This window comes from Mesorhizobium sp. YC-39 (assembly GCF_025753795.1).
In the GTDB taxonomy this organism is placed as follows: domain Bacteria; phylum Pseudomonadota; class Alphaproteobacteria; order Rhizobiales; family Rhizobiaceae; genus Mesorhizobium.
Genome location: NZ_JAOWPS010000002.1, coordinates 1271561 through 1297605, shown reverse-complemented (window position 1 = coordinate 1297605; position 26045 = coordinate 1271561). Strand labels below are relative to the sequence as shown.

Genomic DNA, 26045 nt, shown 5'->3' with positions numbered 1-26045 from the left:
GGGCCGCGCCGGTTCCGTACGAGCCCGCGCTGGCGGTCACCGCCAGCCCAACGCCGGGGCTACGTGGGTCAGGATCGCCTCGATGACGTGGGCGTTGTATTCCACGCCAAGCTGGTTCGGTACAGTGAGCAGCAGCGTGTCGGCCTCGGCAATGGCCTCGTCGCCCTTCAACTGCTCGATGAGCACATCCGGCTCGGCGGCGTAGCTGCGGCCGAAGACGGCGAGTTTTTCGGGCTCGATGTAGCCAAAATGATCCTGGCTGTCACTGCGGCCGAAATAGGCGCGGTCGCGATCGTCGACCAGGGCGAAGATGCTGCGGCTTACCGAGACACGCGGCTCGCGCGGATGTCCGGCCGCCTTCCAGGCGGCGCGGAAGGCGCGGATCTGCTCGGCCTGCTGGATGTGGAACGGCTTGCCGCTCTCGTCGAATTTCAGGGTGGAACTCTGCAGGTTCATCCCCAGTTTCCCAGCCCACTCCGCCGTCGCGTTGGTGGCAGCGCCCCACCAGATCCGGTCGCGCAGGCCTTCGGAATGCGGCTCCAGACGCAGCAAGCCCGGCGGGTTCGGGAACATCGGCCGCGGGTTCGGCTGGGCGAAGCCCTTTCCCTGGAGAAGATCGAGGAAAACACTGGTGTGACGGCGCGCCATGTCGGCGTCGCTCTCGCCCTCCGCCGGTGCGTAGCCAAAGTAGCGCCAGCCATCGATCACCTGCTCGGGCGAGCCACGGCTGATGCCGAGCTGGAGGCGCCCGCCGGCAATCAGATCGGCAGCACCCGCATCCTCGATCATATAGAGCGGGTTCTCATAGCGCATGTCGATCACGGCGGTGCCGATCTCGATGCGGCTGGTCTTGGCGCCGACCGCGGCCAGCAGCGGGAACGGCGACGAGAGCTGGCGGGCAAAATGGTGCACGCGGAAATAAGCGCCGTCGGCGCCAAGTTCCTCGGCGGCGACGGCGAGCTCTATGGATTGCAGCAGCGTATCGGAGGCGGATCGTGTCTGCGACTGGTTCGAGGGGGTCCAGTGTCCGAACGACAGAAAGCCGATTTTCTTCATGAATGGTTCCGCTTCAATATGGGAGGTGTCCGTCATCTAGTGACGAGACCGTCGGTTCGCCATGCAAAACCATCCTCGGTCCAGACTGCAATGATTCCTGAACACATTTTTGGGTGTAACGCGAAGTGCCTAGCCGCACCTGGCGATTTGCTTCCGCCAGCAGGGCAATCGCATATGGCGCTCCCCCCAGGCCGATAGAAGCGCACGCCGCTTCGTGCGGAATGTCAAAATCTGTGCTATATCTGAGCCATGGCCGAAGAGAATGTGACCTCGCATTCATCGGAATACACCCTGGAGCGGCTGACCACCGAGGTCGCCAGCCTGCGCGACGACTGGCGGCGATCCTGCAGCGCCTCGACAACAGCCACAGCAACCTGCTGACCGAGGTGAGGAGCGTCCATTCCCAGATCTCCAGGATGAACGACCGGCTGCGCAAGGTAGAGGACAAGGAGTTGGGCTAATGAGCATATTTGCCAAGATCCGTCAGGTCTACGATCGGCTATGCGAGCGCATGGAAGCGAGCGCTGATCGGATGCACCAGGAGCGTGAACACCTCAGCAAGCTGCCCGGTGAAGCCTACGAGAGGGAGCGCCTGCTAGCTGTTGAGCGCGACTCCAAGCTGTTGGGCCTGCCCGTGAACTTCAATTGATCAAGGTGGTCTAGCGACCTGTGTGTCATCTAGTGACGGAACCGCTGGTTCGCCATGCAAGGATCATCCCCGGAATTTTGGATTGTGGCGAGAAGTGGCAGCTGCGTTTGGCGACTGGCTTCCGCCAGGGTGGAGAAAAGCGGTCGGCGACCTATTTCGGAAGAGGCACGATGATGGAAATCTGGCCTTGAACGGAAAGGAAGATGCAATGCCAATCCCGAAGAATACGATCTGCCTCTGGTACGACAAGGACGCGGAGGCCGCGGCTCGCTTCTATGCCGAGACCTTTCCCGACAGCAAAGTGAGCGCCGTCCACCGTGCCCCCAGCGACTATCCGTCGGGCAAGAAGGGCGACGTGTTGACGGTCGAATTCACTGTTGCCGGCGTTGCCTGTCTCGGCCTCAACGGCGGTCCCGTATTCAAGCAGAGCGAGGCCTTCTCGTTCCAGATCGCCACCGACGATCAAGAGGAAACCGACCGCTACTGGAATGCCATCGTCGGCAATGGCGGCCAGGAGAGCGCGTGCGGCTGGTGCAAGGACAAATGGGGCCTGTCCTGGCAGATCACGCCGCGCACGCTGACCGAGGCGATGGCGGCCGGCGGCGAGGAAGCCAAGCGCGCCTTCGATGCGATGATGGACATGAAGAAGATCGACGTGGCAGCGATCGACGCGGCGCGGCGCGGCTGACGGGCCGCTACGCCACGCGTGGTTGAGCCGGCTTGGGCTTGAGCACGGTGGCGAGCACGATGCCGGTGACGATGAAGGCCGCACCGACCAGATCGTAGTCGTGCAAGCTCTCTCCGAGCAGCAGATAGGCGAGTATGGCGACGAACACCGTTTGCAGATAGAGCAGCATGCTCGCCCGGCTCGCACCAAGCGTTTCCACGCTTTTGTTGTAGAGATAGTACATCAAGGCGCCGCCGGGGCCTGCCAAATAAGCGAGCGCGAGAATGCTGTTGACGTCCAAGGTGGAGCGTTCGTCGTTAAACAATTCCCACAGATGGAAAGGCAGGGCGACCAGCGCCCCGGCGCCGAGCAGCAGCACGACCATCGGCAGAAGCTCGATGCCGAATTTGGCACGGCGCAAAAGAACAGTGTACAGGCCCCAGCAGAACGCGCTGCCGACGATCCACAACTCGCCGGCATTGAACCGGAGTTGCAGCAGCGCCGCCAGGTTCCCGTGCGCGACGATGAAAACCATCCCGGCCAGCGCAACCAGCGCACCAAGCGACTTCCACAGCCCGAGCGGCTCGCCAAGCACGAAACGGGCGAGCACCATCGTCATCACAGGCGACAGCGCCATGATGATGCCGGCGGTGGTGGCGTCGGTGTCATTGAGGCCATGGTAGATCATGCCCTGGCACAGCGTCAGGCCGATCGCCCCCACGGCGACGACCTCCACGGCGCGCGTTCGCAAAAGCCCGATCATCGCCTCGTGATGACGGTGCACGATCGGCAGCAGGATGGCGCAGGCCAGCGCCAGCCGCCAGAAGCAGAGCCCCCAGGGCGGCATTTCAGGCGCCACCCACTTGGCCGCGATATAGACACCGGCCGAAAGCAGCCAGCACAGGACGGCGGCTGGATAGCCGGTCATGGAAGATGTGGACACGACAGCTGGTTGCGCTGCTGGATGCGCTATCGGCACTGCCTGCATGTCATGCCCTCCCCTTCAATACGTTGGCCTGAGGGCGCAATATATCCTTGGTCGTTGGATCCTGCATCTCGTTTTGAAATGGTGAGGTCGAAAAGCGAACGGTAGCCGGCCGCCTTGTGTCACTCGATGGAGGGCAAGTGGCACAACAACCGAACGCACCGGCTTTTGGGCCTTCCAGGCTCTCATCGTCAGACTTTAGGGATAACGCCCGCCGCGATGGCCGCGGTGGCCGTTCGGCGACAGCTTGTTGACGCCACGCACACAACGTTCGCAGCCAGCTTCAGGCCTGGAACCAAATGACGGGCTAGACTGTTCAAGTTTGATTCGACGCTGACGAACCCTGCCTGTTGGGTAAGCGGTGATCTTGAGGAGCTCTCATCATGACAATTTCGTCCAGGTTTCGTTCCCTCGCGGTTGCCGTCATCGCCGCAGGCGCTGTCAGCGCTGCAAGTGCTGCGCATGCCGACAGCGGCACGATCCGCTTCGCCGTCTACAAGGCGGCCTTCTTCGTCGGTGGCTCCGGAGGCGAGGGCACGCTCACCTTCCATGGCCGCCGCTATCCCATCTCAGTCGGCGGTGTCTCGGGCGGCTTCGCCTTCGGGGTTTCCAAGACCTATTTCCGGGGGACCGTGCGCCACATTCGCAGTGTCCGGGATGTCACGGGGGTCTACGGGGCGGCGGGAGGTGGCGGCGCGCTCGGCAAAGGCGCCCAGGTGATCGTCATGACCAACGACAAGGGCGCCCAGCTCGAACTCACGGGCAGGCAGGTGGGCCTGCAGGTCAACGCCGATCTCAGCGGCATGGCCATCTCGTTGAAGTAAGCCCAGTCCGTCACGTCCTGGGTGGGCAAGCCCGGCTTGGATGGGAGGCTTGGCCCAGGAATGATGGCGATGGTAAGCACGCCGGACAGGCGTGTCGACCGCTCAAAGCGGCCTGACGCCAATGTCCGCAATGGGTCAAAGCGGACATTGGCCACGGCCGCTTCGGTCGAGGCCAATGGTATTTTTGATGAAACGCTAATATACATAGACACTCGAGCGAGCAGCGCCTGCCAAATACATGAGGTATGCCATGCGAAGGTTCATCTTCACGGCAATGTGTATCGCCGCCGCAACAGCCACTAACGCCCATGATTGGTACGAAGACAGGATTGACCCAGAGACGAAATTCAAGTGTTGCGGTGGTTCTGATTGCCGCGCCATACCTCGGTCTTCGGTGCGGTCCAGGATCGACGGTGGTTACACCTATTTGCCGCATGATTTCACCATCCCACGTGACCGTGTACAGGAATCCGAAGACGACCAATACCATATCTGCGAGAATAAATACGTCATAACCAATCAGCTGTATCTGCGTTGCTTTTTCGCACCGCGTGCAAAGGTCTCTCTACTTCGCCCACGCTAGGTCGCTGCGTTTTGTCCCGTCGGCGACAAGCTATCGCGTAGCGCCAGCGCCGGGATGATCGCCCGACAATGCGAGGTCTGCGCCGATTGCTCGACGAAACATTTCCGTGCGGCCTGGAATGCCTGCGGTCGGAGGCGCGAAGACCGAGATCGCCTTGGGGTGAACCTTGAAATGGGCCGGTGTCGAGGTGACGATCTCACCATCGGTGTTAACCGGCATCGGCTTCTTCGTCTCGATGTCGAACTCGACGCACCTGGCCGTGCGCACCTCACGCCAGGCGCCATGCGTTCCAGAACGGAACGAGCGGAGCATCAGCGCTAGCTTCCAGAGGTTGGTCATTTCGAGGCTATAGAGATCGAGATGTCCGTCATCGATCTCGGCCGTCTCTTCCACGACGTTGCCGCCGCCGTAGTGCCGACCGTTTCCAACCGCGATCTGGTAGGTTTCGGCTTCGATCGTCGCGCCTTTCTCGGTGATCTTGGCGTGAAACCGCGCGGCCCGGGTCAACACTTTCACCGCCGCCAGCGCATAGCCAAGCCTGCCGAAACGCTTCTTCAGAGCGGGGTCGAGACCCTGCGCTAGTTCGGTGCTGAGACCGATACTCGCGACGTTGAAAAAGGCATGGCCGTTAACCGTGCCGACATCGATCAGCCGGGTTTGACCCCGCGCGATCACATCGGCGGCCTGCAGGAGATCCATCGGAATATTGAGTGTGCGAGCGAGGTCATTCGCCGTTCCCATGGGAATAATGCCCATAGGCAGGCCACTTTCCATCACCGCCATCGCCGCCGACGACACCGAACCATCGCCACCGCACACAACCACAAGATCGGCCATATGGCGCAAGCGAACGATGTCACGCGCGATCTCAGGCAACGCCTCGAACGTCTCGACGGTGACGGAAAGCCGACCTCGCTCCAGCCGCTCCACAATGGGCGCGATCAGCTCCTGGCCGCGCCGCGCCTTGGGATTGAGGAGCAGCAATGCGCGCCTTTTAGCTGATTTGCTCATTCAAAGATCGGTCCGAGGTTCATGGGTTCAACGCAGATAAGGTGGCGGCGTCCAGATTTCGACCGCAACCGACGCTTTTGACACCATTCGGACACCAGCGCCACGCAGGTCTGGCCCCGCCAAGCGGGTAGTGAGATAGGCGCACGACCTCCGACACTGGTCATCACGCACAGTTTCAAAGCGCCAGGAGGATTGTCAGGAGAGGCGCTATTGGCGTCAGCCCGCAAGCATTGGGTCAGACGAAGTCATTCGCTCCTGCGCCACCCTCCTACCTCTCCTCCACAATGCGCAAATAAGCCGCCGTGACAAACAGCACGATCAGCCCGAACAGTATCCGCCTTGCCCCCTCTGGCATTTGCAGGATGGTCAGCAGCGTTGTCAGCACAGTGAGGATCAGCGCCCCGATGATGGTGCCGGTGTAGCCGCCGCGGCCGCCGAAGATCGAGGTGCCGCCGATCACGGCGGCGGCCACCGAAGGCAGCACCAGTGGTTCGGCGAGCGACAGCGACGGCGCCTTGATCAGGCCGATATAGAGCAGGCCGGTGATGCCGGCGAGCACGCTGGAGATGACGTAGAGCACCGTGATGACCTGCCAGTATTGCACGCCCGACAGGCGCGTTGCGCGCTCATTGTCGCCGACGGCGTAGAGCAGGCGGCCGAAGCCGGTGCGGGCAAGCGTGAAGACGATGAGGGCCGCCAGCGGCACGAACAAAAGCAGCGCGTTGGGAAAGCCATAGGTCACGCCGGTGCCCAGCCAGGCGAGGAAGTCGGGAATCTTGGCGCCGGACGCAATCACCGTGCGCTGGTAGACCTGTAGGCAGCCGGTGCCGATCAGGCTGGTGCCCAGCGTCATGATCAGCGGGTGGACGCGGAAGACGCCGACGCCGATGCCGTTGACCAGGCCGATCAGCACCGCCGGCATCATCGCCAGCAGGAAGGCCACCGCCGGGTCCTGGTTGACGACTTGCGTGGCCATGATGAAGGCGCTCATCGTCGCCACCGTGCCGACCGAGAGGTCGATGCCGCCGGTCAGCATGGTCATGGTCTGGCAGCCGGCGAGGATCGCCAGCGGTATGGCGAATTTGATGGTGTTGGCGATCCAGCGCTCGTTGACGATGCCGGGGCGCAGGATCTGCAGGATCACCACCAGGATAACCAGCAGGATGATCAGCGGGATCAGCGGCCGGTCGGCCATGAAGCGTTTTACGCGGCGACCGATGGGAACGGGCTTGGAGATCGTTGCGGCGTTGCTCATGCCCATATCCTCATGACTGCCGGCTCCGCATGGTGATGAAGGCGCCGAACATCACCACGGCGACCATGATGGCGCCCTCGATGATGGCGGTGACGTTGGGGTCGATGGCAAGCAGCGTCAGGTCCGTGCGTACCAGCCGCAGCACGAAGACGGCGACGATGGGCCCAAGCAGGCCGCCCTTGCCGCCGCCGAGCGCCACACCGCCCAGTACCACGGCCGCGACGCTGGCGAGCAGATAGGGGCCGGGGATGGGCGCGCCGATGCCGGTGCTCATGGTCAGCGCCAGCCCGCCAAAAGCGGCGAACAGGCCCGACAGCGCATAGGCGATGATGCGGGTGCGCGCCACGGGTACGCCGCTGCGAAAGGCCGCCAACTCGCTTGAGCCGATGGCGTAGATGGAGAGGCCGAGCTTTGAGCGCCGGAGCGGGATCCAGATGATGCAGAGGCAGATGATCAGCACCAGCAGCGCCTTCGGCAGCCAGGCATCGATGGCGTCGGGCAGGCCGGGGATTGGCACGGTGCCTGAGATCAGGCCCTTCAACCATTCGGCGACCGCGCCGCCGGGTGCATCGAGCACCAGCAAGGCCGCACCCTGAAGGACGAAGAGCGTGGCCAGCGTGACGACGATGTCGGGCACGCGGGTGACGACGATAAGGATGCCGTTGACGGCACCGAGCACAAAGCCCATGGCCAGCACGAACGGCACCACGAACAGCGCGTATTCCTCGCTGGCGCCGTTCATCATCGAGGCGGCGGTGACGCTGGTCAGCGCCATCATGGCGGCGACCGACAGGTCGATGCCGCCGGCGATGACGACGACGGTCTGGGCCGCCACGGCGAAAGCGTAGGGTAAGACGGCCCGCGCGAGCGAGCCAAAGTCGCCGCTGCCATAGCCCGGCTGGATCAGCTTGGTGATGATGAACAGGGCTATGAGCAGGGCGAACAGGCCGGCGACCCAGCCCTGGCGGCGCAAGAGATGGTTCATGGCGTCGCCCCCGGCGTGGTCGAATCCGAAGAGCTTGATGTCGGGTCGGCAAGGATGCCGACATCGGCCTTGGCGCCGCGCGGCAGGCCATAGGCGGCGCGCATCAGCGCCGGCTCGTCGGCCTCCTCGACCCGGAAGATATCGACGACGCGGCCGCCGAAGATGACGATGACTCGGTCGCAGACACGCTGCACCTCCTCCAGCTCGGAGGTGTAGAACAGCACGGACTTGCCGTGGCCGGCGAGCTCGCGCAGCAATTTGTAGATCTCCTGCTTGGTGCCGACATCGATGCCGCGCGTCGGGTCGAAGCACAGGATGGTGCGGGCGTCCGCGGCGATCCAGCGGGCGATGGTCACCTTCTGCTGGTTGCCGCCGGACAGACGTTGCACTTCCCCTTGCGCGCGAGTGTCGATCTGCAGCCGCTCAATGGCGCTGATCACTTTTGTGCGCTCCTGGCGCATGTGGATCGGCCCCCAGTTGCGCAAAGCGGCGCTGAAGGGCAGCGCGATGTTCTCGCGCACCGAGCGCTGCATGGCGAGCGCCTCGGCGCGGTCGCCCGGTACATAGGCGAGACCGGCGCGGATGGCGTCGATCGGGTGCGAGAATTTCACCGGTTGGCCGTCGACCTCGATGGTGCCGCCGGAGGGTCGGATCGAACCGGCAAGGGCGGCGAACAGCTCGTCCTGGCCTTGGCCTTCGAGCGCGACGACGCCGGCGACCTCGCCATCAGCCAAATCGAAGGAGACATCGTTGAGCTTGGTGCCGACGCGCAGGTTGCGCACGCCGAGGCGCGGACGGCTGGCCGAAGTCGCGGCGTTCTGGCTGGCGGTGCGGGCGGCGACATGGGTCTTGACGATGCGGGCGCCGAGCATCAGCTCGACGATCTTTTCCTCCACACCCGGCACGATGTCGACGACGCCGACGGTCTCGCCGTCGCGCAGCACGGTGGCGCGGTCGCACAGCGCCGAGATCTCGACGAAGCGGTGCGAAATGAAGATCACCGCGCGGCCGCTGTCGCCCTGGCGGCGCACGACCTCCAGCACCTTTTCGGCAAGGTTGGCGGGAAGTGCCGCCGTCATCTCGTCGAGCAGCAGCACGTCTGGCTCGACGGCCAGCGCGCGCGCCAGATCGAGCACGCGCAGCACTGCCAGCGGGATGTCGCGTGCGGTGTCGCGTATGTCGAGGTCGGGAATGCCGAGCTCGCGTACCCAGGCGCGGAACGGCTCGACCGGCGTGCCGGTCAGGCGCAAATTGGAGAGCACGTCGAGATCGGGGATCAGCGACGGCTCCTGGTAGACGGGCAGCAGGCCGGCGCGGCGCGCGGCGGCGGGCGAGCGCACGTCGCGGGCCTCGCCTCGGATCAGGATGCGTCCGGCGTCCGCCCGGATGGCGCCGGTCAGGATCTTCACCAGCGTCGACTTGCCGGCGCCATTGGCGCCCATCAGCGCGTGAACCTCGCCCGGCAGGACGGAGAGCGACGCGTTGCGCAGGGCTGCAACCGCGCCGTAATTCTTGGCGACGCCGGTAGCGTCCAGCAACGGGCTTTGCGGGAGAGGGTTCGTCGTCAAAACAGGTGTTCTCTGATTAAGCGTCGAGGACGGCGGGTTGATACCCGCCGTCCTCGTGGTTCAGTTCGGATGGACGATTATTCGCCCGGGCCCTTGCAGGCGACGATCTGCTCCTTGGTGTAGGTGGTCCAGTCCGGGATCGAGATCGAGACCGGCCATTCCGGGCTGAGCGACGGGTCGGCCGCGGCCTTGAGCTTGGCCTTGCCTTCCTCGGTGGCATTCTCCCAGAGTTGCGGCTCGACCAGCACGGTCTGCTGCGCCGGCTTCTTGCCGTCGAGGATTTGAAGCGCCAGCGTCACGCCGGCGCCACCGATCGAGCCGGGGTTGGTGACCGCGGCGCCAACGAGATCCTTGACCGAGCTCAGCTGGCCGACGAAGCCGGCATTGTCGGCACCGACGATCGGCACCAGCGGCGCCTGCGATTCGACCAGCGCGTCGACGATGACGTTGTCGATACCGGAGGTCCAGATGCCGTTGATTGGCGTTCCCGTCGCCAGGAAGGACAGCATCTGCTGTTTGGCCTGGTCCTGCTGCCAGCCGGTGAAGACTTCCTGCGCGACCTTGACGTCGGGGAATTCGGCAAGCGCCTTCTTGAAGCCCTTGTCGCGGTCGGAGTCGGCGGAAGCGCCGGCCGCACCGCGCATATAGAACACCTCGCCCTTGCCGCCCATCTGCTGGAACAGCCATTTGGCGCCGAGATAGGCATATTGTTCCTGGTTGTTGGAGATGATGTAAGCCGACGGTTCGGTGACCGCCTGGTCGACGGCGACGACGACGATACCGGCCTTGGTGGCCTCCTCGAGGCCCGCCTTGATGCCGGCCGGATCGGCCGGGTTGACGACAATGGCGTTGACCTTGGCGCTGATCAGATTGCGGATGTCCTCGAGCTGGCCGGCCGCGTCGGTGTTGCGGTGGGCGATGTTGAGCTTGGCGACCTCGCCGGAAGCCAGCGCCTGCGCCTTCATCGCGCAGACCATCTCCTCGCGCCAGCCATTGCCCTGCACGGTGTTGGAGATGCCGATCGTGTATTTGCCCTCGGCGGACGAGACGCCCCCCGATGCCAGGAAGGCCGCGCCGGCAAGCAGCGGGACCATTGTCAGGTATTTTTTCATTTCAGACTTCCTCCACATTGATTTCCAGTTTCAGGGCCTGATCCTGCCGACCTGCGGCAGGATCAAGCCAAGTCGTTTCGCCCGTCATTTGACGAACGGGCGCAGCACGTCGCGGGCGAGCAGGAAACCCCGCTTGACGTTCTCGTCGCTCCCTTCAAACCGCCGGTCCTCGTGTTCGATAATGATGGGTCCGTCATAGCCGGCGCGGTAGAGGCCGGAGAAGATGACATTCCAGTCGACATCGCCGAGCCCCGGCATGCGCGGTACCTGCCAGCCTATGCCAGCCGAAAGGATTCCGCGCTCATACAACCCATCATGATCAATCATCAGGTCCTTGGCGTGGGCATGCAGCATGTAGGGTCCGAATTCCCTGATGAAGCGGGCCTGGTCGATCATCTGCCAAACCAAGTGCGACGGATCGAAATTCATGCCGACATCGCCGCCCCAGGCTTCGAGAATGCGGCGCCAGATCAGCGGCGAATAGGCGATGTTGTGGCCGCCCGGCCACTCGTCATAGCTGAAGATCATCGGGCAGTTCTCGAAGGCGAGCTTGACGCCATGGTCACGCGCATGGGCGACGATGGCGGGCCAGACGTTGAGCGCTTCCTCCCAATTGACGTCGACGGTCTTGGAAGCATCGCCGCCGCAGAAGGTGTTGACGACAGGCACGCCCATATTGGCGGCCAGCACGATCACCTTCTTCAGATGATCAATGACGGTTTGGCGATGCGCGGCATCCGGGTGCAGCGGATTGGGGTAATAGCCGAGGCCGGACACAGACAGGTTCTTCTCCGCCAGAGAAGCCACGACCTCCTTGGCCTGCGTGGCCGAGGTGGAGGCGGCATCGATATGGCTGGTGCCTGCATAGCGCCGGCTGGCGCCGGAGGATTTCGGCCAGCAGGCGATTTCCAGCGCCTCGAAACCGACCGAGCTTGCCCAGACTGCGACCTCGCCAAGCGGGGTTTCCGGAAAAGGTGCGGTGAGCAGTCCAAGCTTCATAGTGCCTCCCTAGTTTCTACTATGCCGATTGTGCGAGCCGCTTCAACCTGTGGGCGCCGCTTGTTGCAAACTGCGCCTGACGATTGCCATCGTGTCGTTCGACAGCAGGCCGTCGAGCGCCGATATGACGGCCGCGCGGAATTTCGGGTTCGTGGCCAGTTCGGGGTCGAAAATCGTGTCGATGGCAAGGATGCTGGCGGCCAGCACTTCCGGGTCATGGCCGATTGCGTCAGCGATTGCCGCGACCTTGCCGGCATAGGGGTCCGATACCGGCCAGCTCTTGCCGAACCGTGCCGAGGCCTGAATCAGATAGGCCATCCAGCCGGCGACGGGCACCGATAGAAGCGCGATGCTCTCGCCTTTCGCCAGGCGGTCGCGGATCGGGTTGAGCAGGCGCTGCACGATCTTTTGCGAACCATCGGTGGCGATCTGGTGATTGCGGTGGCGGATGGCGGTATTTCGAAGACGCCCGAGGCTCTGCTCGACATAGGCCAGCGGCGCCACGCCTGGCACTGGCATCAGGGTCGGGAGCGTTTCCTCGACCAGCATGCGGTGAACGAAATCGGCAAGCAAAGGGTCGGCGATCGCGTCCGATGTGTGTTCGAGGCCGGCCAGCACGCCGAGCGTGGCAAGCGTGGTCTGGGCGCCGTTCAGTACACGCATCTTGAGGTGCTCGAACGGCGTGACGTCGCTGACGAAAGTCGCGCCGACCAGATCCCAGCGCGGCACGCGGCCGGCGAATTTCTGCTCGATCACCCACTGCCGGAACGGTTCGCCGACGACAACGGCGGCGTCGTGGTAGCCGAAACGCTGCGCCACCAACTCGATATCGGCTGGCGTGGTCGCCGGCGCAATGCGATCGACCATGGCCGAGGGAAAGGCGACGTTGGCTGATATCCAGTCGGCCAGGCCATTGTTGCGCTGGCTGGCAAGAGCCTGCACGACAGTTTCCAGGATGACGCCGTTGGTCGGGATGTTGTCGCAGGAGAGCAACGTCACCGGACGCCCGTGCGAGGCCATGCGCAGTTCCAGCGCCCGCGCCAATATGCCAGGCACGCTGCGCGGCGCCTCAGGGTTGGCGAGATCGTGGGCGATATCGGGATGGTTGAAGTCGAGCGCGCCGCTTGAGGGAATGTGGCAATAACCCTTCTCGGTCACGGTCAAGGTGACCATGTCGATGCCGGATGAGGCCAGCACGTCGAGCGCCGGGGCAGTACTTTCCTGGCTGTCGACGACCCTGACAATGCTGCCGATGACGCGCGGCTCGACATGATTGTCCTGCCGGATCAGGCGCGTGTAGAGGCCGCCCTGGCTGCCCAGCGTCTCGGCGAGGAAAGGCGGGCGGATGTTGATGCCGACCACGCCCCAGAACTCCAGACGGTGCGACAGGAGATCGTCGGTGTACTCAGCCTGGTGGCAGCGGTGGAAGGCGCCGACACCGATATGAGCCATGCCAGGCGCAAGCACAGCCCGGTCGTAGGACGGTTTCTGGACGGCAGAAGGAAGCCGGCTAATCAGTTGCGGGCCGAGCGTTTCGAGGGGCGCGGAAGCGACCCTCACCGATTCGCTCCCACGACCCATTGCTCCTGGTCGATCAGCGCGCCGGTCATCGGCCCTGAAGCATCGGAGAGCAGGAAGACGGCGAGGTTCGCCACCTCTTGCGCCGCCAGCAGGCGGCCGAAGGGCTGCGAGGCATTGGCGGCTTCCAGCCAGCCGGGGCCAAGCCCAAGCGTCTGCGCCTGCATTTTGCGTTCGGCCGGCGTGTCGGTCCAGCCGACATTGATGCCGTTGACGCGGATGCGGTCGAAGCGGTGCGCGTTGGCGGCGTTGCGGGTCAGTGTAGCGAGCGCGCCCTTGGTGGCGGAATAGACGGCCAGTTCCGGCGAGCCGCAATGCGCGTTGATTGACAGGATGTTGACGATGGCGCCGCCTTGCCCGCGCTTGACCATATCGGCGATGGCCGCCTGCATCAGGAAGAAAGGGGCACGGGCATTGACGGCAAAAAGCGAAGCCCAATCGTCGAGGTTGGCATCGACGAAGGAAGCGCGGTCGGTGAGGCCAGCGGCGTTGACCAGCCCGTCGATGCGTCCGAAGCGGGCAATGCAGGCTTCCACCAGCCGCGCCGGAGCAGCAGGGTCGGCAAGCTCGGCAGCGACGAAGGCGGTCGGCGTGCCCATGTCGGAAAGCTGAGCCGCGGCCTCCGTGCCGCGCTGTTCGTCGCGACCGGTGATCAGCAAGCCGCCGGCGCCGGAATGCGCGAGCTCCTGCGCGATCGCGCGGCCGATGCCTTGCGTGGCGCCGGTGACCAGCACCACCTTGCCGTTGAGTTGAAGCTCCATTCCTCCTCCCGGAACAAAGTTTCTATTTTTCAGAATATGGAATGCCAATTCCCTTTAGTCAACCGCGCCGGTCATTCTGTCCGGCGCGCGACCACGCCGTGGACCAAAGCCATGCCGACGGCGAGCGAGGCGGCCAGCGAGCGGAAGCCGGCGAAATCCTGCTCGACCACCTCCAGCCATGTGTCCGAGAGCTTGACCAGGGGCGAAAACGTGCTGTCGGTGATGGTGACGATGCGCGCCTTGCGCTCATGGGCGACGGCCACGAGATCCGGCGTGATCGAATTGTAGGGGCTGAAGGAAACCGCCATCACCGCGTCGCGGCTGCCGATGCAGCCGACCTGGTCAAGTGCGGTGGAGCCGACATTGTCGACCAGCACATTGCGCACGCCCTGCTGCGACAGAGTGAGCGAGAGATAGGTGGTGACGGGAAAGGCGCGCTTGGAGCCGATCACGTAGATAAGCTCGGCAGTCGCCAGGAGATCGACCATCCGCTCGAAACTGGCGATGTCGAAGTCCTTGTCGATGCGGCCGAGCGAGGCCTGTGAGGCGCCGACCATTCCATTCAGGAAATGCAGACTGGCGGTGGGCTCGGCGGCGGCCTGTTCCTGCCCGTCGCGCGCCCGTCCTTCGGGCCAGGATCCCTTGACATGGTCCTTGAACAGACCCTGGAAATCGGAAAAGCCGGCATAGCCGAAGATCTGGGCGAAGCGCACAAGCGTCGAAGGCTGCACGCCGGCCTGCTCGGCGACCTGGGCGATGGTGCCCAGCGCGACATCGCTCGGATGCTGCCACAGGAAGATGGCGACCTGGCGCAGGCGCTTTGGAAAATGAACCGTGCCGGACGACAGCACGGCGCGCAGTTCCTCGTAGGTCTGTGGCTTGGTGTGGCCGAGTGCCGCCAGCGATCGGCCCCGTTTCCTCGTCGCGGCCTCGTCGACACCGGACCGTTGCGATGATTTTTGTGTTCCCGTCATGGCGTCACGCTAGCGCGGCACGATCGTTTTACAAAATGGAAATTGGAAATCCTGTTCGAAAATGCTAGCGGCATTTGAAAGCTTTGCGCGCCCTAGAAATCGGCTGCCCGGGAGGAGTTTGAAATCATGGTCTATGCAATCGCGGACGGATCGATGCGCCAACGCTTGAGGGTAGGCATGGTGGGGGGAGGCCGCAATGCCTTCATCGGTGCCGTGCACCGGCTGGCCATGCGGCTCGACGATCAGATCGCGCTGGTCGCCGGCGCGCTGTCCTCGGATCCTGAAAACGCGGCCGCGTCCGCCGCCGAGATCGGTATCGCCCAGGATCGGAGCTACGCCGACTATTATGCGATGGCGCGTACCGAAGCGGCGCGGCCCGACGGCATCGAAGCCGTCGTCATCGTGACGCCCAACCATCTGCACGCGCCGATCGCCACCGCGTTCCTCGAAGCCGGCATCGACGTGATCTGCGACAAGCCGCTGTCGACGACGCTGGACGAGGCGCAAGCGCTGGTGGCGCTGGCGCGGGCGAAGAACCGCAAATTCGTCGTCACGCTGAACAACACCGGCTACGCCATGGTTCGCCAGGCGCGCGAAATGGTGGCGGCGGGCGAACTCGGCCGCATCGTTTCGGTGCATGCTGCCTACATCCAGGATTGGCTGACCCTGCCGATCGATGCGCAGGGCCAGAAACAGGCGGAATGGCGCACCGACCCGGCGCGGGCCGGGCAATCGGCGGTGCTGGCCGACATCGGCGTGCATGCATTCAACCTGGCGAGTTTTATCTCGGGCTGCGAGGCTGAGGCGGTTTCGGCCGACCTGTTCACCGCCGTGCCGGGGCGGCGGCTCGACGACAATGCGCATGTGCTGGTGCGCTGGTCGGGCGGGGCGCGCGGCACCATACTGGCCAGCCAAACATCGCCCGGCCACTACAACGATCTCTCCGTGCGCATCTATGGTGACAAGGCCGGGCTCGAATGGTCTGGCACGCAGCCGGAAGAGCTGCGCTTCTCCAGGTATGGCGAAGAAACGCGCACGTTGGTGCGCGGCGGCCATGGCTCGACCGAGGCAAGCCGGCGGGTGTCGCGTATGCCGGCAGCCCATCCTGAAGGCTATATCGAGGCCTTCGCCAATTTCTACCGCGATGCCGCCGACATCATCCGCGCCCATCGCTCGGGCGGCGTGGTCGATCCGGCGCAGGCCGCCCAGGTGCCCGACGTCGTCGATGGCGCCCGCGGCGTGAAGTTCGTCGCGGCGGCCGTCGCTTCAAGTTCCGCCGGTGGAACCTGGACGCCTGCCTTGTTTTCATGAATTTGGTGACGGTCGAGTGCGAGGACCGCCACTGAAGTCCTTTCTCAGAGTCTGGCTTCAAATCAATTAGTTCTGCCAATGTGCCGAGCAAGCAGCGGCACAACGATGTCGTGAACCGACATGGGTTGACTCGATTGTCTGATTGCCTAGGTAACGAGGCGGGATGCTGGGGCGCAAAATCCGATAGACGGTATGAGATCTTCCCGCATGCGAAAGCTCGCCCTGATTTTTCTGTTGGCCAGCACTTCCGTCTTGTCTTCCTGCGTCATCCCTGACGACACGTCGAGCGTTGCGAAGGAAGATGCCACGGCAGCGGCAGCCCGCAAAGAGATGATCGGCCTAAGCGAGGCAGACGTTCGAATGTGCGCCGGCTTTCCTACTGCCACTGCTGATGCGAATAAATCAGGCCAGATCTGGACCTATCAGCGCGTTGTTCAGCGCGGCAATCTCAACATCGTGGTTCCAACTTTGGCCGTGGGCGCGATCCCGGCGGTTGGAGGTTCTCTCAATGTCGCTCCTGGTGGCTATTGCAACACGCAAATTCGAATGGTTGACGGCCATGTTGCCGAGGTTGCCTACGCAGGCGACAACAACCTGCCGAACGATCGCAATGCGCTCTGTGTCAGCACGGTAGACGCCTGCGTGGCATATGCTCGCCAACGCGGTCAAAAGGCGGCCAGGTTCAGGTGACGGAGCGTGGCCGGGATCCAGTGCAGCATCGCGAACAAGGGCTGAGACAGCTTGGGCGGCCAAGGGAGATGGAGCGCGCACCAATTGGTAGATGGTCACATACAGCATTCGCGGCCGCATCAAAGGGGCTTGGCAGTTCCTGCGCCGTCAGAAAAGCATTATCCTTCATCCGTTTGACCGATGCGCCGAATCTTGGGAGGTGAAACTTACAATTAGCAAGTGCGGCCGTAGGCCCCACCGATCTTTTTGGATGAAAGACTGACAAAACCTTGTCACATGTAGGATCACCCATCGTCACAGCAAGAATTGGCTTTCTGGCCATCTTGGCTGTCGTCCTCCTGCTAACCCTTTCGCCAGGGTGGCTTTTGCAGATGCTTGGCATCTCCATCACCCTTGGTCATGACAAACTCAATCACGTCGCTGCGTTTGCCGTGTTGGCGGTCATCGGATTTTTTGCCTGGCCGGACCACAGGGCAAAGCTGACTGTGTTGCTCGTTCTGACCGCCGCGGCGATCGAAGTTCTTCAAGGCTTGCAGCCGATTGGGCGCTACCGGGATGCTTGGGACTGGGCTGCCGGCTGCGTCGGCATGGCATGTGGGTTGCAAATCGCGAACTGGACAAGGAATTTCACCGGCGCCCTGAGATACGACAAGCGAGGACCCCTGTAGCTTTAAGCGGTCCCGTCCGTCTCACTTTCCTTATCCTGCGTCCGGACTGACGAATAGGGGTTGGTTTCCAGCCACTCGCGCAACGCGATTTGAATAAGCTCCGTTCGACTGATCTTCATCTCGGCGGCGATGGAGTTGAGTGCATCCCCTGTCGCGGGCTCAAGCGAAATACCGGAGACGTTCCTGAGCACCAGTGCTGCGCGGCGAAGGATAATTTGCAAATCCCCACGCGAGACCTCAGTGATGCGATCTGCAGTCCTTTCCAGTTCTTCGGCAGTGGACAGGCGGATCATGTCGATGTCCAGTCAAGTTGCGTGTTTCGATGCGCATGATGCTGTCAGTCAAACGAAGATTCGACGGATTTGCTTCCGGAACCTCTCTATTTTTGTAACGCGTGATCGAATTTCTGGCACAGGAGCAGGCAGAATGTGCAGGTAAACGATCTTTTCGGAGAGCGCTGAGCAGCTCGCCGTCATTCTCAAATACGGTGGCAAAGAGCAGAAGTTTCACTAAAAAGTCCGCCGGCACCAGCTGGGGGTGGAAGCTTGGGGTTCGCGCCGGCCAGGCGGATCAATTTCAGCTCCGTCGCTCGAATACCCAGCAGACAGGTAGCCGGCGATTATGCCGTGATCGCCGAGGGACTTCTCTAGTACCGGTCGTTTGCCGCCCTGACACGGGTATAGCCGAACAGGCGGGGTGGATTGCGCTCTAGCTGCATGATCGCAGGCGGTCTTACGCGGCTTCGCTGGCCCTCAGCGAAGGCGAGGGCGAAGGTTTTCAGCACGAATGAGTATGTGCGTTCTTCGTCATCCTCAATCACGCGAACAACCCATTCGCCGTCGGACTCGAACATTTCAACACGGATTCCCCCGCCAAAGCTGGCCAGGTAACCACGGACATCGCGCTGGGGATTAAGCACCGATTTTTCCTCCCGCCTGAACGAACGGGTACTATGCCTAGCCTTCCTCCTTCAATAATCTATGACATACCTCACATGGTTTTCTCGCAGCCCAGGCTCGGTGCGCTGCGGCGACGGCTCGCCCGCTCCGTAGAAGTGGGGAAGTAAGTGGGGGATAGGCTTCACCCACTTTGCAAAACCATTTAAAATCATGATGTTATGAAAAATCCGCTGGTGGAGCTGAGGAGGATCGAACTCCTGACCTCGTCATTGCGAACGACGCGCTCTCCCAGCTGAGCTACAGCCCCGTCCAGCGGATGGCGCATTTATCGGGCGCGGCGGTTTGCTGTCAAGGCTGGGTTTTGCGCAAAAGGCCTCGTTTCAGCCATCGATCCGGCATGCGACGGAAGGCTCCTCTTGCCGGTTTGGCGCGCAATGGCTACATGTCGGCAACAATTGGAGACCGGCATGATCGCCCTCATTCAAACCATCGTCATGGCGCTTGACCTTTATTGGTGGATCATCATCGCCTCGGCGATTTTTTCCTGGCTCTATGCCTTCAACGTCGTCAACTCGCGCAACCAGTTCGTCGGCAGCGTCGGTAACATGCTCTTCAGGCTGACCGAACCGGCGTTGCGGCCGATCCGCCGCTTCATGCCCGACCTCGGCGGCATCGACATCTCGCCGATCATCCTGCTGCTGATCCTGTTCTTCATCCGGCAGTTTCTGCTCACCACCGTGGTGTCGCTGGTCGTCTGAGCGTTCGGTGAGCGCGCCGTTTCGCACGCGTAACGACGGCGTCGACCTGTTCGTTCGGCTGACGCCGAAAGCGGCGATGGACAGGCTGGAGGGCATCGAGATTTCGGCGGACGGGCGAAGCCACCTCAAGGCCCGCGTCCGCGCCGTGCCGGAAAACGGCGCCGCCAATCAAGCGCTGGAAAGGCTGGTCGCCAAGGCGCTGGGCGTGCCGGCATCAGCCGTTTCAATCACCGCCGGCGGAACTGCAAGGCTGAAGACGCTGCGCATTTCCGGCGATCCGGCGGCGCTGGCGAGAAGCATCGAGCTGCTCAGCAGCGCTTGAGTCGTCTCATTCCTTCGCGCCCCCGTCTGTCCTGCCCACAAGGGGGGAGATTGGCAGCTTCATTGTTTAGACCAACCCGCGCTTGACCATCATCGCTTCGGGTGAGGGCATCTTGCCGCGGAAGGCGGTGTAGAGCTCCTCCGGGTCCTTCGAGCCACCAGCGGCGTAGATGTTCTCGCGCAGACGCTCGGCCAGTGCCGGGTTGAACGGGTCGCCCGTCTCCTCGAAGGCAGCAAACGCGTCGGCGTCGAGCACCTCCGACCACATGTAGGAATAGTAGCCCGCCGAATAGCCGTCGCCGGAAAAGACATGGCCGAAATGTGGGGTGCGGTGGCGCATGGCGATGGTATCGGGCATGTCGAGTTTTTCGAGCGTTTCGGTTTCGAAACGAAGTGGCTCTTCTGGCGCATTGGGTCGCGCGTGATAGGCCATGTCGACCAGCGCCGACGCTGTGAATTCAACCGTGGCAAAGCCCGCGCCGAAGGTACGCGCCGCCAGCATCTTGTCGAGCAGAACCTTCGGCATCGGCTTGCCGGTCTTGACATGCAGCGCATGCTTTTCCAGCACCGCCGGCACCGTCAGCCAGTGCTCATAGAGCTGCGAGGGCAGCTCGACGAAATCGCGGCTGACCGAGGTGCCCGAGACCGACGGCCAGGTGACGTCGGTCAGCATGCCGTGCAGCGCATGGCCGAATTCATGGAACAGGGTCTTCGCCTCGTCGACCGACAGAAGGGCGGCCTCGCCCGCTGGCGGCTTGGCGAAGTTCATGATGTTGTAGATCACCGGCTTCGCACCGTGGCCTAGACGATAGCCGGATTTCAGCGCGCTCATCCAGGCGCCGGAGCGTTTTGAAGGCCTGGCAAAATAATCGGCAAGGAACAGGCCGCGCTCGCTGCCATCGGCATTTTTCACCACGAAGACGCGCGCGTCGGGATGCCAGGCGGTGATGCCCTTCTTCTCCTCGAAGGTGATGCCGAACAGGCGTGTCGCGACGTCGAAGCAGGCATCGATGATGCGGTCGAGCTGCAGATATGGTTTCAGTTCGGCCTCGTCGAAGGCGAATTTCTCGGCGCGCAATTTTTCCTGATAGAAGCGCCAGTCCCAGGCGGCGAATTTCTCATTGCTGCCAGCCTCAGCCGCCAGACGCTGCAATTGCGTCTGGTCGGAAGCTGCCTTTTCCAAGGCTTTTTCCCAGACAGGATCGAGCAGCGCATGCACGGCCTTCGGTGTCTTGGCCATGGTGTCGTCGAGTTTCAGCGCCGCGAAGGAGGCGTAGCCGAGCAACTTCGCCTTTTCGGCGCGCAGGCGCAGCATATCGCGCACCACTGCGGTGTTGTCGGTGGCGCCGCCGTTCTGGCCACGCATGGTGAAAGCGCGATAGGCGGTCTCGCGCAGGTCGCGGCGTTCGGAGAAAGTCGTGAACGGCTCGTAGATCGAGCGCGAGAGCGTGATGGCATAGCGGCCTTTCTGACCGCGCATCTCGGCGGCTTCGGCCATCGCGCTTTTCAGGAAATCCGGCAGGCCGGCAAGGTCGGCCTGGTCAAGGAACAATGCCCAGTCGCGCTCGTCGGCCAGCACATTCTGGCCGAAAGTGGTGCCGAGCGACGACAATTCCTCATTGATGGCCGCCAGCCGCTTCTTGCCGTCGGCGTCGAGTTTTGCACCGGAACGGACAAAACCTTTCCAGGTCTTTTCCAGCACCCGCAGCGTTTCGGCATCGAGTTTCAGGGTTTCGCGGCGCTGGTAGAGGTCGTCGATGCGGGCAAACAGTCTCTCGTTCATCGAGATCGCCGAGAAATGCCTGGACATCTTTGGCGAAATCTCGCGTTCCAGCGCCTGGATCGCTTCATTGGTATGGGCGCCGGCCCGGCACCAGAAGATCGACGAGACATGGTCGAGCGCCTCGCCACCGAGCTCAAGGGCCGCGAGTGTGTTGTCGATGGTCGGTGCTTCCTTGTTGCCGGCAATCGCCTCGATCTCGACCTCGTGCGCCTTCAGAGCCACGTGGAAGACCGGCGAAAAATCGCTGTCGCCGATGCGGGCGAAATCGGGCAAGCCGAGCGGTCCTTGCCAGGTGGTCAGCGGATGGGCGGCGAGGTCGATGGCTTTTGTGGACGGCATGGGCAATCTTTCGCTGATTGGCGGGAAAGGGGGGTCGTCACCGATGTAGGGCGCTGGCTCGCGGCACGCAACAGCGCGGGTGTTCAGTAGCCGTCGCAGTTCTCCGCGATCGCCGCCTGCGAACTGGCGGTGATGCGGTTGTCGGTGACCGCGAAGGTCTCCTGCATCAGCATGTCGTTGTTGGGGAAGTCATAGCAGGCGATCACAGTGGTGACGCCACCCTCGGTCTTTTCGATCCGGTGCCGGATCGTCGCCCCGGCGACGGCGCCTTGCCAATCGTCGATCGAGGCGATGAATTCCTGCTTGTTCTGCACGACGCCGAGGTCGTTGAGTTTGATGCGGACGTCGTCGGCAAGCAGGTCCGACAATTCGGTGCGATCGGCGACCAGAAGTGCCGAATACCAGCGGCTGATGATCGCGCCGTCGTCGGCGTGGGCAGAGGTGAGCGTTAACATCAGCGCTGCCACGATGAAAGTGATCGCACGCCAATCTCGCATTGCCACCTCCTATGCCATCTCCGGTCGCTCGAAATCGCCGGTGTCCTTGTTCATTACCCAGAGCTCGCCGGTCGAGATGTCGAACCAGGCGCCGTGCAGCGACAGCCGTCCCTTGCCTTCCAGGATCGAGACACAAGGGAAGGTCCTGAGATTGGCGATCGAATAACGGATCGAGATGCGCTCCAGCGCGGTCTGGCGTTCTGTCGCCGTCATGAAGGTGCTGGACGACACGGTCTCGGCGGCCGGCGCGATCAGGCTCATCCATTTGCCGATGAAGTCGCCGGGCGAGAGCGGCGCGGAATTGGTGTCGAGCGCGGCGCGGATGCCGCCGCAGCGGCCATGGCCCATCACCACGATGCTCTTGACCTTCAGGCTCTGCACGGCGAATTCAAGCGCGGCGGATGTCGAATGGAATTCTCCATCCGGCGCATAGGGCGGCACCAGATTGCCGACATTGCGCAGCACGAAGAGCTCGCCCGGGCCGGCGTCGAAGATCGCTTCGGGAGCCGAGCGCGAATCGCAGCAGGCGACGATCATCGTTTCAGGTGCCTGGCCCTCGCGGGCAAGCGAACGATAGCGCCCGCTTTCGGCGGGATAGCGCCCGCTCATGAAATTGCGGTAGCCGGCGAGAAGGTGTTCGGGGAGGTGAGACATGGGCGGCGTCTGGACCCTTTCCGGGTTGGATGCGGCACGGCCTGTTGATATTCAGGTGATGCCGGCCCGCGAACGGCAGCTTCCTGCGCTTCCGGTGCTCACGTACTTCAAGTACGCGCCGTTCCGGTTCTCGGAAACCGCCATTCTCGGCTCGGCCTGACCTGAATCTCAGCAGACCTAACTCTGGGAAAAGGCTGTAACGGCAAAAGGCCGTCGCGAGCAATGCCGAATTGCGGATCGCTCCGTCGCAATCGCGATGCGACGCGCATGGCTGGGCTTTGTTTGATGCATGTCGTTGTCCCAAAACCGCTGCGCACCCTCGGGTCAAGCCCGAGGGCATGCTTTTGGGCGACATGCATTAGGCCCAAATCGCCACGGCAATACCAAAACGGTCGGAAAGCGGCGGGTCGGGAAACGGCCTTGCCTCGCCATTGGCGATGCGGCCCGCAATCAGCATCATTGCCGCTGCATCGAGGAAATCGTCGGCGGCAGCGCCTCTTGGCGGCGCCCGGTCGAGAAAACTCTGCTCATAGCCATGCCGGCGAAGCAGAGCCTTGCGCTCAGCCATGCCGGCAGGATTGACCGCGCCCTTGATCTTCTTCGGCAAGGACATGGCCTGGCCGCCGTTCAAGCGGCAGAAGGCGACTTCCGGGTGCGATTCGAAAACGCGGCCGCGCAATTGCGGCCGCGCGATCAGCAAGGCATCGATCTCGCGGATCTTGGAAAAGATGCCAAAGGCCTGAATTGAAACGCCGCGCGGTGGATCGGAGGTTGCCTTTGCCACCTCGCTTGCCCGGCGATGCGCGGCATACCAGGCCTCGATCGTGGTGAAGTCATCCGTATTGGCATAGAGCGCCGCGCGCGAGGGAATGGCAAAGACGCTGGATTGGCGTGCCCCGAGCAGCGGCCGCACCAGCGCCTCCGGTCCGCGTCCGCCTTTTTGCGAAAAATCCGGCAGGCCGATCGGCATGTCGACGGCCACCGTCGCGTCGGCGGGCAGGGCGTCAACCAGTGCTGAAAAGCTTGGAAAGATATCGACCGAAGGTGACGCGCTGGAGTTACGAGGTGTCGAACCGGAATCGCGGTGGACGGCGATCCAGCCAGCCTTGCAGCCGTCGACGCCGACGAAGATCACGCCCTTTTGTCCCGCCCCGGATGCAGGAGGTGACGAAGCTGCACCATCGCCATCGGGTTCGACAGGCTCTGCGCATCGGTTTCGAGCTGCAGTTCGTCACCGCCGCGCTTGGCGGTGCGCGCCAGGATCTCGTAGACGGCCGCCGTGGTCGACTGCAGCGCCTTGACAGCCGGCTGACCGGACAGGATGCGCGCCAGATAGACGGCCGCCGTCAGGTCGCCCAACCCGTTGGGCGGCTTGTCGATCAGGCGATGTTCGGCAAGCAGTGCCTGATTGCTGTCGAGCAGCAGATTGCCGGTGCCGCCGGCCATCATCGACGGCGCTGAAGTGACCAGCATGGTCGACGGCCCTGCATGAAGGGCGGCCGCCATCACCGATTTCAGATCGGGGAGCTGTGCTCCCGCCATCCATTCCAGCTCATAGCGGTTGGGGGTGGCGATGTCGGCGATCGGCATCAGCCGGTCGCGCAAGGCGATGGCTGTTGTTTCAGGCACGTAGAGCCCACCCGAATCGCCCATCACCGGATCGCAGATATAGACGGCGTCCGGCGTCCTGGCCTTGACCGCGCCGACCAGCGAGGCGACGGCGTCGGCCTGGCCGGCCTCGCCGAGATAGCCGGACAGCACCGCGCCGACTTCTCCCAGCCATGGCGCGCGTTCGAGATCGGCCAGCAGCGCCTTGAACTGGTCGAGCGGCGGCACGATGCGGGTCGCCCTGCCATGGCCTGGATGCCAGGGCAGGATGATGGTGGGCACAGCCCATACCGGAAAGCCCAGCGTCTCCAGCGCAAAGACAGCGGCGCGGTTGCCGACCGAGCCGCGCGCGACATGGCTGGAGATGACGATGACCGCGCGCGGCGCGTCGCTTTGTTCGGTGCTCACGGGATTCCTAAGTTTGAGTGACGAAATACACGAGCCAGACCAACAGGCCGATGGCGATGAGCAATCCCAGCGCCCGGCCGATGCGGGTGCCCCAATATTCGAGCGGGTCCGACCGGTCGGCGTCCGCTGCTGCGACGTGATCGCGCGCGCCTTTCACGGTCCGCGCGATGAACGAGGTGCCGCCGGGGTCGGTCTCGCGCTCTACGCGTTCGATAGTGCGGCGCGATTCGCTGTCATTGTCCTGGCGTTCCGCCATTGCGATATCCTGGGCGATGCCCTGTTCTCGTGGCGACCTTAACCCGTTCACCCGTGCAATCACAGGGCCCGGCGGTGAATGATAAAGAACCAGTAACGCTTCTCGTCCGCGGTCATTTTCTTACGCTCGGATTGTGGTAATGCTTCGCGTGCAAATCCTATCGAGGGACATAACCATGTTTGCCCAACGCCTTTCTTCACCGTCCGCTTTCCGTAACCTGCCAGCCTTCCTGATGATGGCGATCATGCTGCCGCTGCTCGCCGGCTGCGGCTACAATACCATCCCGACGGCGGAGGAAAACGCCAAGGCCGCATGGAGCGAGGTGCTGAACCAGTACCAGCGCCGCGCCGATCTCATCCCCAATCTGGTCGAGACCGTCAAGGGCTATGCCTCGCACGAAAAGGACACGCTCGATGCCGTGGTCGAGGCGCGCGCCAAGGCGACGCAGGTGACGGTCACGCCGGAGACGCTGAACAACCCGGAAGCCTTCAAGAAATTCCAGGACAGCCAAGCCGGGCTGACCAGCGCGCTGTCGCGACTGCTGGCGGTGGTGGAGAATTATCCGGACCTCAAGGCCAACCAGAATTTCCTAGCCTTGCAGGCGCAGCTCGAAGGCACCGAGAACCGCATCGCGGTTTCCCGCCGCGACTATATCCAGGCGGTCAAGGACTACAATCTGACGCTGCGGACCTTCCCATCTGTGATCTGGGCAACCTTGTGGTTCCGCAGCAACCAGCCATTCGCGAACTTCACCATCGAGGAAGACAAGATGCAGACGCCGAAGGTCGACTTCGGCACGAAACAGGGCGGGTGAACGGCGCTTAGTGAGCGCAGTCTCCATTGGCC

At 62.9% G+C, this 26045-nt stretch carries 30 protein-coding genes and 1 tRNA gene; 10 read left to right on the top strand and 21 right to left on the bottom strand.

What is annotated here, in order from left to right; all coding sequences use genetic code 11:
• Nucleotides 1-36: 36 nt before the first annotated feature.
• Nucleotides 37-1056: an LLM class flavin-dependent oxidoreductase gene (locus OHD62_RS15785; RefSeq protein ID WP_263783703.1), complete on the bottom strand. Its 1020-nt coding sequence runs from the start codon at nt 1054-1056 to the stop codon at nt 37-39.
• Nucleotides 1057-1292: 236 nt separating this feature from the next.
• A complete protein-coding gene (locus OHD62_RS15780; protein ID WP_263783702.1) occupies nt 1293-1457 on the bottom strand; it encodes a hypothetical protein in 165 nt (54 codons plus the stop codon).
• Between the two features lie 59 nt (nt 1458-1516).
• Between OHD62_RS15780 and OHD62_RS15775 the strand changes: the two genes are divergently transcribed.
• Nucleotides 1517-1705 (top strand): hypothetical protein, encoded by a 189-nt coding sequence (locus OHD62_RS15775; protein WP_263783701.1) that lies wholly within the window; start codon nt 1517-1519, stop codon nt 1703-1705.
• A 214-nt stretch (nt 1706-1919) separates the two neighbouring features.
• Complete coding sequence (locus tag OHD62_RS15770) at nt 1920-2393, top strand: VOC family protein (protein ID WP_263783896.1); 474 nt, start codon at nt 1920-1922, stop codon at nt 2391-2393.
• A 7-nt stretch (nt 2394-2400) separates the two neighbouring features.
• Here OHD62_RS15770 and OHD62_RS15765 read toward each other — a convergent pair whose 3' ends face one another.
• Nucleotides 2401-3360, bottom strand: a complete 960-nt coding sequence (locus tag OHD62_RS15765; RefSeq protein WP_412177375.1) for a DMT family transporter — start codon at nt 3358-3360, stop codon at nt 2401-2403.
• Nucleotides 3361-3740: 380 nt separating this feature from the next.
• On the opposite strand from OHD62_RS15765, the gene OHD62_RS15760 reads away from it, so the two are divergent.
• A complete protein-coding gene (locus tag OHD62_RS15760) occupies nt 3741-4181 on the top strand; it encodes a hypothetical protein (RefSeq protein ID WP_263783699.1) in 441 nt (146 codons plus the stop codon).
• Nucleotides 4182-4794: 613 nt separating this feature from the next.
• Here OHD62_RS15760 and OHD62_RS15755 read toward each other — a convergent pair.
• The 9 genes from OHD62_RS15755 to OHD62_RS15715 form a co-directional block, all read right to left on the bottom strand.
• Nucleotides 4795-5775 carry a lipid kinase gene (locus OHD62_RS15755; RefSeq protein ID WP_263783698.1) on the bottom strand — a complete coding sequence of 327 codons (981 nt, stop codon included), beginning with the start codon at nt 5773-5775 and terminating at the stop codon, nt 4795-4797.
• Nucleotides 5776-6043: 268 nt separating this feature from the next.
• A complete protein-coding gene (locus OHD62_RS15750; protein WP_263783697.1) occupies nt 6044-7030 on the bottom strand; it encodes an ABC transporter permease in 987 nt (328 codons plus the stop codon).
• A gap of 10 nt (nt 7031-7040) precedes the next feature.
• Nucleotides 7041-8015: an ABC transporter permease gene (locus OHD62_RS15745; RefSeq protein WP_263783696.1), complete on the bottom strand. Its 975-nt coding sequence runs from the start codon at nt 8013-8015 to the stop codon at nt 7041-7043.
• Nucleotides 8012-9553 carry a sugar ABC transporter ATP-binding protein gene (locus tag OHD62_RS15740; protein ID WP_263783695.1) on the bottom strand — a complete coding sequence of 514 codons (1542 nt, stop codon included), beginning with the start codon at nt 9551-9553 and terminating at the stop codon, nt 8012-8014. Before OHD62_RS15740 ends, OHD62_RS15745 begins: the two co-directional genes overlap by 4 nt.
• Before the next feature lie 107 nt (nt 9554-9660).
• Nucleotides 9661-10695, bottom strand: coding sequence for an ABC transporter substrate-binding protein (locus OHD62_RS15735; protein ID WP_263783694.1), 1035 nt, complete (start codon nt 10693-10695; stop codon nt 9661-9663).
• Nucleotides 10696-10779: 84 nt separating this feature from the next.
• Nucleotides 10780-11694 (bottom strand): sugar phosphate isomerase/epimerase family protein, encoded by a 915-nt coding sequence (locus OHD62_RS15730; RefSeq protein ID WP_263783693.1) that lies wholly within the window; start codon nt 11692-11694, stop codon nt 10780-10782.
• Nucleotides 11695-11736: 42 nt separating this feature from the next.
• Entirely contained in the window at nt 11737-13254 is a 1518-nt protein-coding gene (locus tag OHD62_RS15725; protein WP_263783692.1) for a mannitol dehydrogenase family protein, read from the bottom strand.
• Entirely contained in the window at nt 13251-14033 is a 783-nt protein-coding gene (locus OHD62_RS15720; RefSeq protein ID WP_263783691.1) for an SDR family oxidoreductase, read from the bottom strand. The genes OHD62_RS15725 and OHD62_RS15720 overlap by 4 nt, the downstream gene beginning before the upstream one ends.
• Nucleotides 14034-14104: 71 nt before the next feature.
• On the bottom strand, nt 14105-15007 hold the full coding sequence (locus OHD62_RS15715; protein WP_263783690.1) for a MurR/RpiR family transcriptional regulator: 903 nt from the start codon (nt 15005-15007) through the stop codon (nt 14105-14107).
• A 126-nt stretch (nt 15008-15133) separates the two neighbouring features.
• On the opposite strand from OHD62_RS15715, the gene OHD62_RS15710 reads away from it, so the two are divergent.
• The 3 genes from OHD62_RS15710 to OHD62_RS15700 all read left to right on the top strand — a co-directional run bounded on the left by OHD62_RS15710 (nt 15134) and on the right by OHD62_RS15700 (nt 17676).
• Nucleotides 15134-16318, top strand: a complete 1185-nt coding sequence (locus OHD62_RS15710) for a Gfo/Idh/MocA family protein (protein WP_263783689.1) — start codon at nt 15134-15136, stop codon at nt 16316-16318.
• 207 nt (nt 16319-16525) lie between these two features.
• Nucleotides 16526-17008 (top strand): hypothetical protein, encoded by a 483-nt coding sequence (locus tag OHD62_RS15705; RefSeq protein WP_263783688.1) that lies wholly within the window; start codon nt 16526-16528, stop codon nt 17006-17008.
• A 371-nt stretch (nt 17009-17379) separates the two neighbouring features.
• Complete coding sequence (locus OHD62_RS15700) at nt 17380-17676, top strand: hypothetical protein (RefSeq protein ID WP_263783687.1); 297 nt, start codon at nt 17380-17382, stop codon at nt 17674-17676.
• Nucleotides 17677-17678: 2 nt separating this feature from the next.
• Here the strand turns inward: OHD62_RS15700 and OHD62_RS15695 are convergent, their stop codons facing one another.
• The 3 genes from OHD62_RS15695 to OHD62_RS15685 form a co-directional block, all read right to left on the bottom strand.
• Nucleotides 17679-17969 (bottom strand): ribbon-helix-helix protein, CopG family, encoded by a 291-nt coding sequence (locus OHD62_RS15695; RefSeq protein WP_263783686.1) that lies wholly within the window; start codon nt 17967-17969, stop codon nt 17679-17681.
• Nucleotides 17970-18322: 353 nt separating this feature from the next.
• The gene (locus tag OHD62_RS15690) at nt 18323-18595 is read right to left on the bottom strand and encodes a hypothetical protein (protein WP_263783685.1); all 273 of its coding nucleotides are present in this window, start codon (nt 18593-18595) and stop codon (nt 18323-18325) included.
• A 211-nt stretch (nt 18596-18806) separates the two neighbouring features.
• Nucleotides 18807-18882: transfer RNA gene (locus OHD62_RS15685), tRNA-Ala, on the bottom strand.
• Nucleotides 18883-19042: 160 nt separating this feature from the next.
• Here OHD62_RS15685 and OHD62_RS15680 point away from each other — a divergent pair.
• Both OHD62_RS15680 and OHD62_RS15675 read left to right on the top strand, forming a co-directional pair.
• Entirely contained in the window at nt 19043-19333 is a 291-nt protein-coding gene (locus tag OHD62_RS15680) for a YggT family protein (protein WP_263783684.1), read from the top strand.
• 7 nt (nt 19334-19340) lie between these two features.
• Nucleotides 19341-19655 carry a DUF167 family protein gene (locus OHD62_RS15675; protein WP_263783683.1) on the top strand — a complete coding sequence of 105 codons (315 nt, stop codon included), beginning with the start codon at nt 19341-19343 and terminating at the stop codon, nt 19653-19655.
• A gap of 66 nt (nt 19656-19721) precedes the next feature.
• On the opposite strand, the gene OHD62_RS15670 is transcribed toward OHD62_RS15675, so the two are convergent.
• From OHD62_RS15670 to OHD62_RS15660, 3 genes are all read right to left on the bottom strand, one after another.
• Nucleotides 19722-21776, bottom strand: a complete 2055-nt coding sequence (locus OHD62_RS15670; protein WP_263783682.1) for a M3 family metallopeptidase — start codon at nt 21774-21776, stop codon at nt 19722-19724.
• Nucleotides 21777-21859: 83 nt separating this feature from the next.
• Entirely contained in the window at nt 21860-22273 is a 414-nt protein-coding gene (locus OHD62_RS15665) for a nuclear transport factor 2 family protein (RefSeq protein ID WP_263783681.1), read from the bottom strand.
• Nucleotides 22274-22282: 9 nt separating this feature from the next.
• Complete coding sequence (locus OHD62_RS15660) at nt 22283-22927, bottom strand: carbonic anhydrase (protein ID WP_263783680.1); 645 nt, start codon at nt 22925-22927, stop codon at nt 22283-22285.
• Between OHD62_RS15660 and OHD62_RS15655 the strand changes: the two genes are divergently transcribed.
• Complete coding sequence (locus OHD62_RS15655; RefSeq protein ID WP_263783679.1) at nt 22926-23087, top strand: hypothetical protein; 162 nt, start codon at nt 22926-22928, stop codon at nt 23085-23087. The genes OHD62_RS15660 and OHD62_RS15655 overlap by 2 nt on opposite strands.
• 198 nt (nt 23088-23285) lie before the next feature.
• On the opposite strand, the gene OHD62_RS15650 is transcribed toward OHD62_RS15655, so the two are convergent.
• From OHD62_RS15650 to OHD62_RS15640, 3 genes are read right to left on the bottom strand one after another with little or no spacing between them, the layout of a single operon-like run.
• Complete coding sequence (locus tag OHD62_RS15650; protein WP_263783678.1) at nt 23286-24062, bottom strand: DUF429 domain-containing protein; 777 nt, start codon at nt 24060-24062, stop codon at nt 23286-23288.
• Nucleotides 24059-24943: a pyridoxal kinase PdxY gene (gene pdxY / locus OHD62_RS15645; RefSeq protein ID WP_263783677.1), complete on the bottom strand. Its 885-nt coding sequence runs from the start codon at nt 24941-24943 to the stop codon at nt 24059-24061. The genes OHD62_RS15650 and pdxY overlap by 4 nt, the downstream gene beginning before the upstream one ends.
• 7 nt (nt 24944-24950) lie before the next feature.
• Nucleotides 24951-25199 carry a hypothetical protein gene (locus tag OHD62_RS15640; RefSeq protein WP_263783676.1) on the bottom strand — a complete coding sequence of 83 codons (249 nt, stop codon included), beginning with the start codon at nt 25197-25199 and terminating at the stop codon, nt 24951-24953.
• Between the two features lie 175 nt (nt 25200-25374).
• Here OHD62_RS15640 and OHD62_RS15635 point away from each other — a divergent pair, with 175 nt between their 5' ends.
• Nucleotides 25375-26013, top strand: coding sequence for a LemA family protein (locus tag OHD62_RS15635; protein ID WP_263783675.1), 639 nt, complete (start codon nt 25375-25377; stop codon nt 26011-26013).
• Nucleotides 26014-26045: the final 32 nt, after the last annotated feature.